General features: G+C 36.9%; 12 protein-coding genes. 6 read left to right on the top strand and 6 right to left on the bottom strand.

Annotated features, from left to right (window positions below; all coding sequences use genetic code 11):
• Positions 1-303: 303 nt before the first annotated feature.
• Together UABHE_RS15180 and selD are read right to left on the bottom strand one after the other, a co-directional pair.
• On the bottom strand, positions 304-876 hold the full coding sequence (locus UABHE_RS15180; protein ID WP_372371182.1) for a hypothetical protein: 573 nt from the start codon (positions 874-876) through the stop codon (positions 304-306).
• Positions 877-928: 52 nt separating this feature from the next.
• Positions 929-1,978, bottom strand: a complete 1,050-nt coding sequence (selD, locus tag UABHE_RS15175; RefSeq protein ID WP_372371181.1) for a selenide, water dikinase SelD — start codon at positions 1,976-1,978, stop codon at positions 929-931.
• Positions 1,979-2,234: 256 nt separating this feature from the next.
• Between selD and lpxA the strand changes: the two genes are divergently transcribed.
• Positions 2,235-3,014, top strand: coding sequence for an acyl-ACP--UDP-N-acetylglucosamine O-acyltransferase (gene lpxA, locus UABHE_RS15170; protein ID WP_372371180.1), 780 nt, complete (start codon positions 2,235-2,237; stop codon positions 3,012-3,014).
• Between the two features lie 96 nt (positions 3,015-3,110).
• Here lpxA and UABHE_RS15165 read toward each other — a convergent pair whose 3' ends face one another.
• The 4 genes from UABHE_RS15165 to UABHE_RS15150 all read right to left on the bottom strand — a co-directional run bounded on the left by UABHE_RS15165 (position 3,111) and on the right by UABHE_RS15150 (position 7,035).
• Positions 3,111-3,332 (bottom strand): DUF5989 family protein, encoded by a 222-nt coding sequence (locus UABHE_RS15165; protein ID WP_372371179.1) that lies wholly within the window; start codon positions 3,330-3,332, stop codon positions 3,111-3,113.
• Between the two features lie 10 nt (positions 3,333-3,342).
• A complete protein-coding gene (locus UABHE_RS15160) occupies positions 3,343-3,795 on the bottom strand; it encodes an SxtJ family membrane protein (RefSeq protein WP_372371178.1) in 453 nt (150 codons plus the stop codon).
• A gap of 2 nt (positions 3,796-3,797) precedes the next feature.
• On the bottom strand, positions 3,798-5,636 hold the full coding sequence (locus UABHE_RS15155; protein WP_372371177.1) for a carbamoyltransferase: 1,839 nt from the start codon (positions 5,634-5,636) through the stop codon (positions 3,798-3,800).
• 106 nt (positions 5,637-5,742) lie between these two features.
• Complete coding sequence (locus tag UABHE_RS15150) at positions 5,743-7,035, bottom strand: N-acetylmuramoyl-L-alanine amidase (RefSeq protein ID WP_372371176.1); 1,293 nt, start codon at positions 7,033-7,035, stop codon at positions 5,743-5,745.
• Between the two features lie 104 nt (positions 7,036-7,139).
• On the opposite strand from UABHE_RS15150, the gene UABHE_RS15145 reads away from it, so the two are divergent.
• The 5 genes from UABHE_RS15145 to UABHE_RS15125 all read left to right on the top strand — a co-directional run bounded on the left by UABHE_RS15145 (position 7,140) and on the right by UABHE_RS15125 (position 13,915).
• Positions 7,140-9,167, top strand: coding sequence for a patatin-like phospholipase family protein (locus UABHE_RS15145; RefSeq protein WP_372371175.1), 2,028 nt, complete (start codon positions 7,140-7,142; stop codon positions 9,165-9,167).
• Between the two features lie 11 nt (positions 9,168-9,178).
• Positions 9,179-11,470 (top strand): prolyl oligopeptidase family serine peptidase, encoded by a 2,292-nt coding sequence (locus UABHE_RS15140; RefSeq protein ID WP_372371174.1) that lies wholly within the window; start codon positions 9,179-9,181, stop codon positions 11,468-11,470.
• Positions 11,471-11,477: 7 nt separating this feature from the next.
• Complete coding sequence (locus tag UABHE_RS15135) at positions 11,478-12,440, top strand: hypothetical protein (RefSeq protein ID WP_372371173.1); 963 nt, start codon at positions 11,478-11,480, stop codon at positions 12,438-12,440.
• A gap of 8 nt (positions 12,441-12,448) precedes the next feature.
• Positions 12,449-13,459: an ABC transporter ATP-binding protein gene (locus UABHE_RS15130; protein WP_372371172.1), complete on the top strand. Its 1,011-nt coding sequence runs from the start codon at positions 12,449-12,451 to the stop codon at positions 13,457-13,459.
• A 102-nt stretch (positions 13,460-13,561) separates the two neighbouring features.
• Positions 13,562-13,915: a hypothetical protein gene (locus UABHE_RS15125; protein WP_372371171.1), complete on the top strand. Its 354-nt coding sequence runs from the start codon at positions 13,562-13,564 to the stop codon at positions 13,913-13,915.

Here is a 13,915-nt window from a genome sequence, read left to right as displayed (position 1 = left end):
AAAAAGAAACATTCTCAATACAAATGGCCAACAATACCCAACAATTATTAGCGCACTTGCGACTGTGGTCATTAGCTGATAAATATGTGGTGTGTTTATTTTTTCATTAGAGTGTGTTGGCATTGATAATATTTGATCCGTTGAATAATGAATCGGTGTTGAAAGTATTGTATTTAGAATTAAGAAAGCGAAGTTTGACAACGTAGTCGAGCTTCGCTTTCCTAGTCTTTACCTTTACTCGGTAAAGGCTTTATTTCGTATACCTCGCGAATGACAAATTTGGAATTTGATAAATTAAAAAATCTACTCTATTTTTTTCTGATTATTGCGTAAATATACTTTCAAATCTTCGGTGGACTCTGCTAATTTGTCCATTGCCTTGTTGGCTTTTGCCAAAGATTCAACGATTGCATTTTTCAATTCGATAGCATCGTCTCTTAGACCTGCTGATTGCGCTAATTCTTCTAGTTGCTTTTGTAGATGATCAGAAGCGTTTTGTAGTTCTTTGCGCCATTCTTCTGATTGCACAAATTGCCGCGAAGCTTCTAGAGTACTTTCCACACTTTCCATTGTTTTATTTATCTTGTCAATACTTGCGATAACTGCGTCACTTAAATCTTTGCTTTGACCTTTTAGATCGTTGAGAAAAGGTGCCAATGATTTCATCATTACATTACGCGTGTATCCCAAATAAGCGAGAACAATCAGCATAAGTATAATATTTCCCCAAGCATCAACTAAAGTATTCGTTAGAGTAAAAACGGTTTCCCAATTAACTCGATCAGGAAACATTATTTCGAAAGTATACAAAATAGCAATAATACAGAAAATAGCGATAAAGACTCTTGTTAATAGGCGCTTCCAATAGTTTTTCATGGGAATATTCTTTCTCTAGTGTGTTTAGGGCGTTGGCGCGCCCCATACAATTTTATGTCTGGCTACTAACATGGATGTTCTTGCCTTCAACTATTTCACCAATCTCGGCAAATTCTATATTTCTGCTTTGTAAACTCTCGCGCAGCTGTGGTAAATTTTCTTGGCTTATCGAAATAAGTAAACCACCCGAAGTTTGAGCATCCGCAAGTAGAAGCTGGGAAATAGGAGAAATTCCTTCATCCCACGTTACAGAATCAGTGACTGCTTCTAAATTGCGTCTAGTTCCGCCAGGTATAAAACCTTGGTCGGCTAGTTCGTAAACACCTTCTATCAAAGGAATAGCATTGATGTTTAATCTTGCACTTACTTTACTACCTTGGACCATTTCATTTAAATGTCCTAATAGGCCATATCCGGTAACATCTGTACAAGCATTGGCTCCAGCTTCTTGCATTGCTTCGGAAGCTTCTTTATTAAGTGTCGACATAATATCAACGGCTTTCGCTATCATCTCTTCGCTAATTTTTTGTTTTTTAATTGCGGTGCTGACAATTCCTGTCCCTAGTGGTTTTGTAAGTACTAGTGTGTCGCCTACTTTCGCAGTAGAGTTGCGCAAAATCTTTTGTGGGTGTATAGTACCTATTGCTACAAATCCAAATTTAGGCTCACTGTCGTCTATCGAGTGTCCGCCGATAATGTTTACACCTGCTTCTTTTGCTTTTGCAGCACCACCTTTTATAATTTCACCGAGTACTGAAAAAGGAAGAGTACTTTTAGGAAACCCAATCATATTTAACATGGTAACAGGAGTTCCACCCATAGCGTATACATCGCTGAGCGCGTTTGCAGCGGCAATCATTCCAAAACTGTATGGATCATCGACAATAGGAGTAAAGTAGTCGAGAGTAACAACTAGAGCTATTTCTGGAGTAAGTTGGTAAACTCCACCGTCATCTGCTGTCTCTGCAGCGACTAAAACATTAGGGTCTTGAATAATTGGTAAGTAACGGAGAACCTCCGTCAGGTCTTTTGAACCTATTTTACACGCTCAGCCTGCTCCGTGCGATAAAGTTGTTAGTCTGGGAATTTGTGCGTTGTCCATAAATCACCTCATTTTGGATAAAGATTTTAGGGATGTATGTGATAAAAGTAAACTCACTTATTTCTGAGTTTAGCGAAAAGATTACTAAAAAAAAAGATGTTTTTATTCTTAATCGAGTAAAAATAATGAAAATTTTCGTAAATATACGCATATCTATAAAAGTTCTTGACGCGAATAATATATTCTGCTACACTCTCAACCCTAAGTATTGTCTATGTTTAAAAGAAATCGACACTCTACACACAAAGGATTTTAGATGGCCATTCACCCAACAGCTATCGTAGATAAAAATGCGAAAATAGGAAAAGGAAATGAGATAGGTCCTTACGTAATTATTGAGGGCAATGTAACAATTGGGGATAACAATCACATTTATCCACATGCATTTATTGGTGAGAATACCACTATTGGTGACAACAATGAGATTCATATGGGAGCAATTGTTGGTCATTTTCCACAAGATAAAGCATTTAAAAAAGATAGCAAGACTTTTTTGGTTATGGGGAATAACAATACTATTCGCGAATATGTAACTATTCACCGAGGAACCGAACCAGAAAGCACGACAAAAATAGGTGATCATTGCCTAATTATGGGAGGAGCACATATTGCTCATGATTGCCAAGTTGGTAATGGGGTTATAATGGCTAATATGTCTGGAATTGCTGGATATGTACAAATAGAAGACAACGCTATTTTGTCTGGAGGATCTATGATTCACCAATTTGTACGCATTGGTAAACTAGCTATTTTATCTGGAAATTGTCGCATTAACATGGATGTTCCACCGTTTTTGATCGCAGGTGAACGCAACCAAACTTGGGGAGTAAATTTGGTTGGGCTTAAGAGGGCTGGCTTTAGTAAACAACAAATACGTGACTTGCGTAAACTATATGGTTTGTACACGAAATCGGGCTCTAAACAAAAAATGATCGAAGCCATAGAACAAGAAGATTTCAGCAATAGCCAAGAATTCATAGATCACTTCGTTCAATTTATTCAAACCTCAGAGAGAGGTGCTTGTTTTCAACAATAGTGAGTAGATTATAAAAATTTCATTCATACCTTGAGAAAACGCTTGTTTAATGTAACAGCTATTCCGCTTCATTAGTGAAACGGAATAGCCAAGATTTTAAAACAGTGTATAAATAAACGGGGCACCACTACCTGCTTGTGCTCCCAAGGCAATAATCGCAATTAATAGCGCGAGAACAATTGCAATAGGAATCATCCACCACAATTTATTTTGCCATAAAAAAGTGAAAAACTCCTGAAATATATTCATATCCTGATTATCTTCAAAGCCTTTTTTCTCATCTTCACTGTCTTCGAAGCTTTTTTTGTCGTCTGTCATAGTTTATTCCTTAAAACTGTCGATAATAACTTTGTTTTTTAGAAGCTATTTTCTTCGGTTCCCAGTAACTATCTAGATTCTCATCTGGTCTCTTAGTAATCACACCGCACCATCTACGATATAGTAAACCCACTGGTGTAAACAACAAATAAAAAATGACCGCTAAAATAATTTTCTGAACTACCCATCCTATTGACTGTCCCAACAACATCCACGTAAAGTAAACAGGACGCATAAGCCAAGAGGTTAAAGTAGAAAGAGTAAGAACAAAGCCTGATACCATCCACCACACAATAAGTGAGCTTGGTTCATTGCTAAAAGCAGTAAGAGAAAAACCCCAGTCGTTTTTATTCCACTGGAGAACTCCGCCAATAACAAAAACACCTATACCAAAAATGCGTCCAAAATCAACCACCGCTTCGCGCGGATCTTTCCATATTTCTTTAGGGTGACGAAAGTCCATTGTTAATCCAATGCAAATTGAGCCAAATAATCTTTTGTTTTTTGTTTTATGGTCTGTTCTTCTTTGAGCAAAACTTGCTGTTCAAGAACAAGAACATCCATGCCAGTATTGAGGAAACATTGAAAAGCATCATGGGGGCTACAAACAATTGGCTCTCCACGAACGTTAAAACTGGTATTAACGAAAACCGCACATCCTGTTTTTTCGCGAAATTTTGACATTAGCTGATGTAACACTGGGTGGCGAACTTTGTCAACGGTCTGTACCCGCGCACTGTAATCAACATGGGTAACTGCTGGTATGTCCGACCGCGGAATGTTAAGTTTTTCAATTCCCCATAATTTTTGCTGCTCTTCAGTGAGTTTAAGCCTTTTATTCTCTACAACATGCCCAACGCGCAACATATAAGGACTCGGATCCTTCAAATCAAAATATTCTTGAGCATGCTCTTCCATAACAATGGGAGCGAATGGTCGAAAAGATTCGCGGAATTTAATTTTTAAATTCATAATACTTTGCATTTTAGTACTGCGCGGATCGCCAATAATCGAACGCGAGCCAAGAGCACGAGGCCCAAACTCCATACGTCCTTCAAAAAAACCGATCACTTTTCCTTGTTCAATAAGCTCTACTAGATAATCAAGTTGCTCATCCCAACTATCATAACTTGTGTATTTCGCGCCAATACCGTTTAAGTATCTTTGTACTTCACGATTTGAAAATTGCGGTCCTAATAACGAAGCTTTTTGCAGATCGTCTTTTCCATTTACTTTGCGCTTATTATCTAAAAATTGGTACCACAAAAAAAGTGCTGTACCTAAAGCACCACCAGCATCCCCAGCGGCAGGCTGTATAAAATACTTATCAAAAATTCCTTCTTTGATAATCTTCCCATTACCAACACAATTTAGAGCAACACCACCAGCCATACACAGGTTTTTTTCACCTGTTTCCTTACGTAAGTGTTTTGCCATACGAAGCATCGCTTCTTCGACCACTTCTTGTACTGCTGCTGCTAAGTCCATTTCACGCTGAGTGATTTCTTTTTCTGCTTTGCGTGCAGGACCGCCAAAAAGTTTAGCAAAACGGCTATTTGTCATTGTCAAACCTTGGCAATAATTAAAATAATCTAAGTTGAGACGAAAACTTCCATCTTCTTTTAAATCAATTAAATTATCGTAAATTATTTGTGCATATTTTTTAGCATTTTCCTTATCACCATATGGCGCAAGTCCCATAACCTTGTACTCTCCAGAATTTACTTTAAAACCGGTATAATAAGTAAAAGCTGAGTACAACAATCCCAATGAATGAGGAAATTTCAAATGTTTTTTCAACTCGATTTTGTTGCCATTTCCTACGCCAAAAGACGAAGTTGTCCATTCTCCAACACCATCAATCGTAAGAATCGCAGCTCTATCAAATGGCGAAGGGAAAAAAGCGGAAGCTGCATGTGTTTCATGGTGATCAGCATACAGAATAGGTCCACTGAATGTGGAAAGATTTTTGCGAATTTCTCGCGGAATAAAAAGCTTTAGACCCAACCACAGTGGCAAAGCTTTTGAAAAAGAAACAAATCCTGCTGGGGCAAATGCGAAGTATGTTTCTAGAAGACGATGAAATTTAACAATCGGCTTATCGTAAAAGCCTACAGCATCCAGCTGAGAAGCATTAATTCCCGCCTCTGATAAACAATATTCTATTGCTTTTTTGGGAAAAGACTCATCTTGTTTCTTTCGCGTAAATCTTTCTTCTTGCGCAGCAGCGATAATTTCTCCGTCTTTAATGAGAGCAGCTGCACTGTCATGATAATACCCAGAAATTCCTAGTATATAAGTCATTACTAACCTTAACTAAAGCGTGCGAAAATAAATAATATTCTAGCAAAAGGTACATTATTATTTCTATATGCCTAAAAGAATTCCCCAGCCATGCTGGGGAAAGATATTACTTTGTAACTTGTAGCACTTGCTCTATTTTGAGTTCATTCAGAGAAGCAATAAAAATGCTGCCTTCTGCATCAAAAGCAATTTTTTGGCCATCAGGAGAAACTGAAGGTCTCTGAGCAATTAGAGATAAACCTTCTGTGATGTTCATGCGTTTTTGTCCAGAAATATCGGCAAAGTAAATATTGCTTTGAGTGATTTCATGACCATTATCTAGAGCATGATCAAAAACAATCCCTTTGCTATTAGGCATCCACGCAGGATTATTCCCTGTTCCAACATGTACAGACTTACCACTAGCAACGTTTACAATGGATATACCATTTTTCAAACTTTCATACGCCACATAGTTGCGATCAGGAGAAACAGCAGCGTTAAAAATTACATCGTTATCTAATGCAATAACATGCTCAGCAACAGTTAATTTACCATCCTCAATGCTAGCAAGAGACATATCAACACCTGCAAAAGTATCTACAGACTTTCCTGTTGCCATGTTCAACAATTTTTGTTGTTGTTTTCCACCGCACAAAACTTCATCGTTAGAAATCCATTTTGCATTGTAAGCATTTGCTGAAGAAATACTCTTCAAATCGTAATCACCTACTTGCATAACAGCAATCCCATTATACCCTGGGTGAGTAAGTAGAAGAGCACTACCATCAGGAGACCACTTTGGGGCCATATACAAAGAAGAATCATTGATTTCTTCATCGAACGCTGCTAACGAAGAAACAACTCCTGAATGAATAGCTTCAGCGGCTTTTTGGCGATAATAAGAATCTCCAAGTTTTGCAGAGTCATTTTTTTCATCAATAAATGCTAATTCACATAAAATAGCAGGCATATTTGTATTTTTGATTACATAAAAGTTAGCGGTTTTTGTTCCGCGATCTTTGGTGCGCATTGCACGTACTAATTTAGGATGTACACTGTTGCGCATTCCAAAAGACTTACTACTTCCTTTGCTGTAAGCAAAAGTTTCTGTTCCATTCGCACTTTTGTTAAAAGCATTGCAGTGAATACTAACAAAACGACTAACTCCAAGACTATTCGCATAACTTGTGCGCCCAGATAAACTTACTGCTTTGTCTGTGCTACGTACAAGATAAGCTTTCCAGCCACTTTGTCTCATTAGATTATACAAACGTTGAGAAACGTCAAGATTAATACTCTTCTCTTGTAATCCCCAACCTACTGCCCCAGGATCACTTCCTCCGTGCCCAGCGTCAATACAAATGCTCTGAGCAAAAATAGCTGTTGTTGCAACAACAACCAATAATAACATTTTCATGGTGCCTCCCTTTTTTTAAAATAGTGTATGAGAATATTATACATAAATTAACAGTGCAATAAAACTTTTTAATAGTCATTTATAGCAGATTATAGTATGTTAATATGATGAATTTACAGGAAGAAAACAGCTTGAATGTTAGTTATTTAGGGAAAGTCCCACAATTTTCTTCCATAGTTTACAAAGGATCAGTTATTATGCGTATACTTATTTGGAAAAATTATTTCAAATGGCTTAAAAAGATATTTTCTTCACCCAAGTATTATTTGGGAGTGATTTTGTGGTTACCTACACTTCTTATAAACATTTATTTTACAGTTATGCTCATGGCTGTAATTTCATACGGTGTTATTGCTTGGGGAATATTTGCTCTTTTAGGTGATCCTGGTTTTATAAAATCAAGTACCTCATATAGTACCCAACAAATTGAAAAAGCGATTGAAATTGACTCCACAGGAAAAATGTTTATCGCTTGTTGTGTAAGTGGTGGTGGTAGTCGATCAGCTATTTTTGCGGGAGAAACACTATATTGGCTCAACACAATAACCGAAATTGAAGATCCAGTAAACGCATTCCAAAATAAAACAAAAAACAGCACAAATATCCTCAACACTCTTGATTTTATCAGCAGTGTTTCAGGAGGAACAGTAACAGCCACAAGTCTTTGTATACACAGACCTTGGGAATCAAATTCTTGGAAAGAATTCAAAAAATCTTTGCGAATACCTTTTCAACATAAACTTTATCAATATTTAGCTAATCCACTTTATTTTGGCGAAATAGCTTTAACTCATCGCGATAGAACAAATATTATCGAAAAGGTATGGAACGATCATTTAGTTGAAAATAAAAAGCTAGGAGATTTAGCTCTAAGGCCACGTCTAGTGGTGAATGCTACTTCTTATAATCTAGGGAAGAAGTTTGTATTTACGACACTTTCGAAATCTAATTTTAATAACATGATAGAAGTCTATCCTTCACTTTTTACCAATCTTGATCCTTTTCCTGCAGCTGCTGTTACACTTGATGAGTACCAACTCAGTAGTGTCAATTGTCCAATATCAACAGCCTTAGCTGCCTCTAGCGCCTTTCCTGTCGGCTTACCACCAATTACAATTACTGGTTACACAGCAAAACAAAGTATTGATATTCATTTAAGCGATGGAGGAATATACGACAACCATGGTCTTGAAAGTGTCTTGCAGCTATTCAAACAAAAAATAGACAACTATTACAATGGTTTACAAATGCGTATATTTGGAGGCTTAGTATTTGTTATTGATGCTTCACTGCCTGGAACTGAGCGTTTCGATTCTCCGAGCGAACTCGATATGATTTTGCACACAATGGAAGTTTATGAGAAACGTATGCAAATCTATTTTGACAAATTTCTTCGTGATCAAGTCAACCTCAGTAATGAAATACGCATTCCGTTAAAATTTGTACGCTTCAGTCTTGGCGAACTTATTGGTATTTGGCGTCTTGCGCAAAAAAAACCACAGGAACGTCAAGAAATGTTAGAACGGCTTCAACAACAAATAAACCGAGGAATTCACACAACAACACTACCAGCACAACAATTTTTAGATGAATGGTTTCAAAAACCAAAACAATGGTGGGACGGTTTCCATAAAGATTGTTCTGAGATTATTGGCGACGATGTAGATAGCTTTATGAATCAATTGCAAAACATGCCAACAAATTTTGCGCTTTCCAAAAAACAAACAATTGTTCTAGAAAAAGCATCGCAACTTATTTTCCTAATGAAAAAAGATGAAATAATTGCGGCTTATAAAAATCTCCAACAAAACATGGATTCATTTAAAAACATCGAAGATTTTACAAGGCAAGATGTGACAAAATTTCCCGCTCTATATGTCTTCGAATTTATGAGAAAACTACAACTCGCAAGCAATGACAGCAAAGTATGGGTTGGAGAGTATGCTATGTTAGAAATAGCTATTCGTCGTTTAGCTATTCCACAATCTTTACGAAAACGGATTTCAAAAACAATAGAAAACTTAAAAGTACTGCAAAACCAAGAGTCCAACAAAGTTTTTGATAAAAGCTTACAAAATTTAAAAGAACAGTGTGCCAAAGCTTTTTCATACAATAGCCTTCAAAACAAGTAAAAGGGAGTAAGATGTTGCGCTTAATAATCATTTTCGTGCTTATTTGTAGTGTTGTGGCTGATGACAAGCAAAAAGCTGAGCTTACAATAAAAGAAATTATGAGCAAAGACTGGGTAGGTGTTTTGCCATCAAGTATTCGTTGGGCAAAAAACAGTAGTGGTGTTTATTTTCGCGGTAAAGAAGAAAATGGTAACGATCTTTATATGGCGGACGCCACTTCTTTAAAAATTAAACCGGTAGACACAACAGAACAAAACGGAAAATTAAATCCACAAAAAACCAAAAAAGTGTATACAAAAAATGGCGATATCTATTTAGTTGATTTACAAAAAAAGACCACAAAGCAACTAACAAAAACAGTCGCCAATGAAAACAGGGCTTATTTTTCTAGTGACCAAGAAATAGTATTTAGCAAAGACCAAAACTTATATTCGTGGTCTCTAGAGACAAATAGTTATGAACAAATAACCCACTTTGTAAAAGGTAACGAGCCATCACCAGTAAACGACAAGAAAGACCTTGCGCAAGAATGGTTAAAAAAACAACAATTAGAACTCGTAGAAACACTACGCGAAACTACAAAAGTTAAAGATTCCAAAGAAAAAGAACATCCAGCTCTGCGCAAAATCTACACCAATAATCGCTCTTTGCAAAACATCAAACTTAGTCCTAATAAAAACTATGTAACTTTTCGTTTGCAAAAACAGGGAAAAGCGAAGCCAACACTTGTTCCCAACTACACAACAAAGTCTGGTTATACAAAAAATATAAGCGCTCGAAATAAAGTGGGTACAGTAATTAGTAGCAGCCAAATGGGGATTTTTAATCGCCAAAAAAATAAAGTATATTTTATTGATACAGCGCAAATTCCCGGCATCAAAGATCATCCACAACACTTAAAAGATCGCCAAGAACTACGTAAAGTCATTATCCACGGACCTTTTTGGTCTGAAAGCACCTGTGTTGTTGTTATTCTTGCTCTTGATAACAAAGATAGATGGATTATGCAGCTCAATCCTGCAGACGGGAAATTAACCCTCTTAGATCGCCAAAGAGACGAAGCATGGATTGGCGGCCCTGGAATAGGAGGCTGGCGCTGGAATTCAGGAAACATAGGGTTTATTCCCAAAACACCACTCCTATGGTTCCAATCAGAAGAAACAGGTTATTCCCATCTTTATCTTTATAATTTAGAAACCAATGAAAAAACCCAGCTTACATCGGGAAATTTCGAAATATATTCTCCGAAAATTTCAAAAGATACCAAACACTGGTACTTCACAGCGAACAAAACTCATCCTGGAGAAAGACATTTATTTCGTATGCCAATTATGGGCGGAAAGCTTACACAAATAACAACTATGCGCGGAAACAATGAAACCTATATTTCTCCTGATGAGTCAAAAATAGCGATTCGCCACTCCTTTTGTAATAAACCTTGGGAATTATACCTCATGGATAATAAACCAGGTGCGACTGCGTACCAGATAACAAATTCTACAACCAAAGAATTTCGTAGTTATCCATGGCGCGCTCCACAAATCGTCACCTTCCCCAACAGACATGGCAAAAATGTTTACGCGCGACTATATGAATCAAAACAACCAACATCATCAAAAAAGCCTGCAGTAATTTTTGTGCATGGAGCTGGTTATTTACAGAATGCGCACAAATGGTGGAGTCTTTACTATCGCGAATACATGTTTCACAATCTACTAGTAGATCATGGCTACACCGTTTTAGATATAGACTACAGTGGAAGTGCTGGTTATGGTCGTGATTGGCGCACCGCTATTTACCGCCACATGGGTGGCAAGGATCTTAGCGATCAAGTAGACGGTGCTAAATTTTTAATAGAAAAATGCGGCATTGATTCTAATCGCATCGGCATTTACGGTGGTTCTTATGGCGGATTCATTACCCTCATGGCAATGTTCAAAGAACCAGAGGTATTCAAAGCAGGGGCAGCGCTGCGTTCTGTAACAGATTGGGCGCATTACAATCATCCTTACACATCAAACATTTTAAACATTCCCCATGAGGACGAAGAAGCTTATAAGCGTAGTTCGCCTATTTATTTTGCCGAAGGTTTAAAAGGTGCGCTACTAATATGCCATGGTATGTTGGATGACAATGTACAATTTCAAGATGTAATACGTCTAGTACAGCGTCTCATTGAATTGGAAAAAGACAACTGGGAACTCGCCGTCTATCCTTTAGAAAGACATAGTTTCATCGGCCCCAAAAACTGGCGTGATGAATATATGCGTATTTTTCAACTTTTCGAAAAACATTTAAAGTAGGTTAAAAATGCTACAGAACTGGAATACAGAAGCCAATGAGTGGCACAGATTGACAACAAAGTACAATCTTTCGCAAAGTAAAGACGCTATTTCTTTTATCAAAAATATTTCCGCTGTGCGTAGCAATTTAATCGCCGCAGTCAATTTAGGAAAAATACCAAAAGAAACAATGCACCTCTTTCAAAAAAATTGGAATCTGTGGCTCAACGAAGTAAAAAAAGCCGGGTATACTATGTTTCCGACACAAATGGGAAACTTAAAAAAAGAAGTAGGAAAAATCATTTACTGTTGTTCTCCACGAGCGCAACAAAAAAAGATGATTTTAGTCGTTCCAGGCATTAAGAAACAAGGAAAATTACTCTTACCACCAGTAACCACAGTAATCTTGCCTGCCAATACCTCTTTTCCTGATCATCACAAGGCTAAAAATTTGGCAGGGTACTGGCGCGGAATTCTTGGTGAGTTGGAACTTTTAACCATACACGTACGGATGCAACCAAAAGCTAATTGCGCAATAGAAAGTATTGATCGCAATAAAGTAATACCATTAACAGCAGAAAATCGCGCTAAAATTATCGATGAAATAAAACGACGCAAACAAGTTTTTGAACGCAGTTTATCTTCACAGGCAAGTAACTACCAAATTGCGACAAATTACTGGCGTATTGAAGAGTGTTTTTGGAGTTTGTTTCATGACGATCGCCCTTTTGGTCATTCTTTCTTCGATATATTACGTAAACGTGTACAAGATTGGCGAGGATTTTTAGCACGTAAACATAAAATTATGGCGAAAGATTTCGTTCCTAAAAAAGACTCTTTAGGAGCTATAAACTCTTATGTTGAAGGTATTATTGTTCAAAAGAACCAACAACTTTCTCCTGGAAAAGTTATTCGCCAACTACGTCCAGCTCTAATTGTTCAAGAAAAGAATTCAAAACGTACTTTAAAAGGACGCGTAATTTCTACTTAGGTGAATTTATGTCTTTGGTATTAAAAAATGTGTGTAAAAGTTTTTGTGGCAAAAAGATTATAAGCGATGTGTCCTTTAACGTTCACAGCAACGAAATTCTAATGTTACTTGGATCTTCGGGAACCGGAAAAACAACTTTATTGCATATAATTTCTGGTTTACAGCAAATGGACAGTGGTAAAATTTTTCTTAATAACCAAGATATCGCAACAGTTCCTGTTTACAAACGTGGGATTGGATTGTTATTTCAAGAATCGGCGCTACTTCCACACTTAACAATTGAAAATAATTTGCGTTTTGTTACCAAAGTAAAAAAGCTTTCAAAAAAACAACAGGATTTTGCTATCGATAAGGTAATAGAACAACTACAGCTACAAAACTTGAGGTTTCGTTATCCGCAAACATTGTCTGGGGGAGAGACTCAAAAAGCAGCTTTAGCACGCGTTCTTATCCGAAAACCATCTCTTCTTTTACTAGACGAACCATTTGCTCACTTGGATGTCCAAGTGCAGTATACCTTGCGCCGCGAAGTAAAAAAGATATGTAGGGAATTACAAGTTCCCATTGTTTATGTAACACATAATCAAAAAGAAGCATTGGCAACGGGAGACAAACTCGCCATCTTACTCAATGGTCATTTACAACAATTGGATAAACCTGAAAATGTATACAATAAACCTAAAACACCTGAAGTAGCTACTTTTTTAGGTGATCCACCAATGAACATCATTCCCGCCAAAATACAAAACAACAAACTCTTAATTTGCGATCATAAAATAGCTCTTAGCCAAAATACACAAGACAAAAAAGTTTTGGTCGCAATTCATCCGCAACATATATATATAAGTGACAAAGGCATCAAAGGAATTGTTCGCGATATTGAGTTTAATGGTTTAGGATTCTTGTTTTACATAGAAGTTGGCGTGCAACAATTCATAGTTTTTTGTCGTAAAAAATTAATCGCAAAAGAGGAGAAAGTCTTTATAGAATTTGCGACAGACAAAGCTATTATTTTTTGAAAATCGCAATTTTGCAGTTGCATTCTAGCACAAGCGTGTTATTCTAATATAAAGCTCTAGAACACGCTACAAACGTGTTCTAACAACAATACAGGAGGCAACATGATCTTTCCATGGCTAAAAAAAATCGAAGATATAGAGACGAATTTCGACAAAAAAGTGGAATTACAACAGCAACAAGTTAATTTAGTAAAACAAGAAAACGAATCTATTCGTAAAGAATGTGAAGGTATAAGACGAATGTTTGTCGACTTACTTGCACAAACAACAAAACTAATGGCACAAAATCAAAGTAATTCTTCATCACCTGTTTTTGTAGGCAATGTTTCAGAAGAAACAATAGAAGAGTTGGAAACTTTAAAGCAAGAGAATACCTATCTCAAGCAAAAAATAGACGCCCAAGAAGAGATAATTCAACGCTTACATGAAGAATTAGAAGAAAGCGAAAATGAATAA

This window comes from Candidatus Uabimicrobium helgolandensis, from assembly GCF_041508025.1.
Taxonomy (GTDB): domain Bacteria; phylum Planctomycetota; class Uabimicrobiia; order Uabimicrobiales; family Uabimicrobiaceae; genus Uabimicrobium; species Uabimicrobium helgolandensis.
Note: the sequence above shows the minus strand (reverse complement) of the source record. Positions and strands in the feature narration are given on the sequence as shown.

What these genes read in the sequence shown, in the direction of transcription:
- UABHE_RS15180 (WP_372371182.1), bottom strand. Translation starts at nt 876, where the DNA reads ATGAAAAACTATTGGAAGCGCCTATTAACAAGAGTCTTTATCGCTATT.
- lpxA (WP_372371180.1), top strand. Translation starts at nt 2,235, where the DNA reads ATGGCCATTCACCCAACAGCTATCGTAGATAAAAATGCGAAAATAGGA.
- UABHE_RS15165 (WP_372371179.1), bottom strand. Translation starts at nt 3,332, where the DNA reads ATGACAGACGACAAAAAAAGCTTCGAAGACAGTGAAGATGAGAAAAAA.
- UABHE_RS15160 (WP_372371178.1), bottom strand. Translation starts at nt 3,795, where the DNA reads ATGGACTTTCGTCACCCTAAAGAAATATGGAAAGATCCGCGCGAAGCG.
- UABHE_RS15155 (WP_372371177.1), bottom strand. Translation starts at nt 5,636, where the DNA reads ATGACTTATATACTAGGAATTTCTGGGTATTATCATGACAGTGCAGCT.
- UABHE_RS15150 (WP_372371176.1), bottom strand. Translation starts at nt 7,035, where the DNA reads ATGAAAATGTTATTATTGGTTGTTGTTGCAACAACAGCTATTTTTGCT.
- UABHE_RS15145 (WP_372371175.1), top strand. Translation starts at nt 7,140, where the DNA reads ATGATGAATTTACAGGAAGAAAACAGCTTGAATGTTAGTTATTTAGGG.
- UABHE_RS15140 (WP_372371174.1), top strand. Translation starts at nt 9,179, where the DNA reads ATGTTGCGCTTAATAATCATTTTCGTGCTTATTTGTAGTGTTGTGGCT.
- UABHE_RS15135 (WP_372371173.1), top strand. Translation starts at nt 11,478, where the DNA reads ATGCTACAGAACTGGAATACAGAAGCCAATGAGTGGCACAGATTGACA.
- UABHE_RS15130 (WP_372371172.1), top strand. Translation starts at nt 12,449, where the DNA reads ATGTCTTTGGTATTAAAAAATGTGTGTAAAAGTTTTTGTGGCAAAAAG.
- UABHE_RS15125 (WP_372371171.1), top strand. Translation starts at nt 13,562, where the DNA reads ATGATCTTTCCATGGCTAAAAAAAATCGAAGATATAGAGACGAATTTC.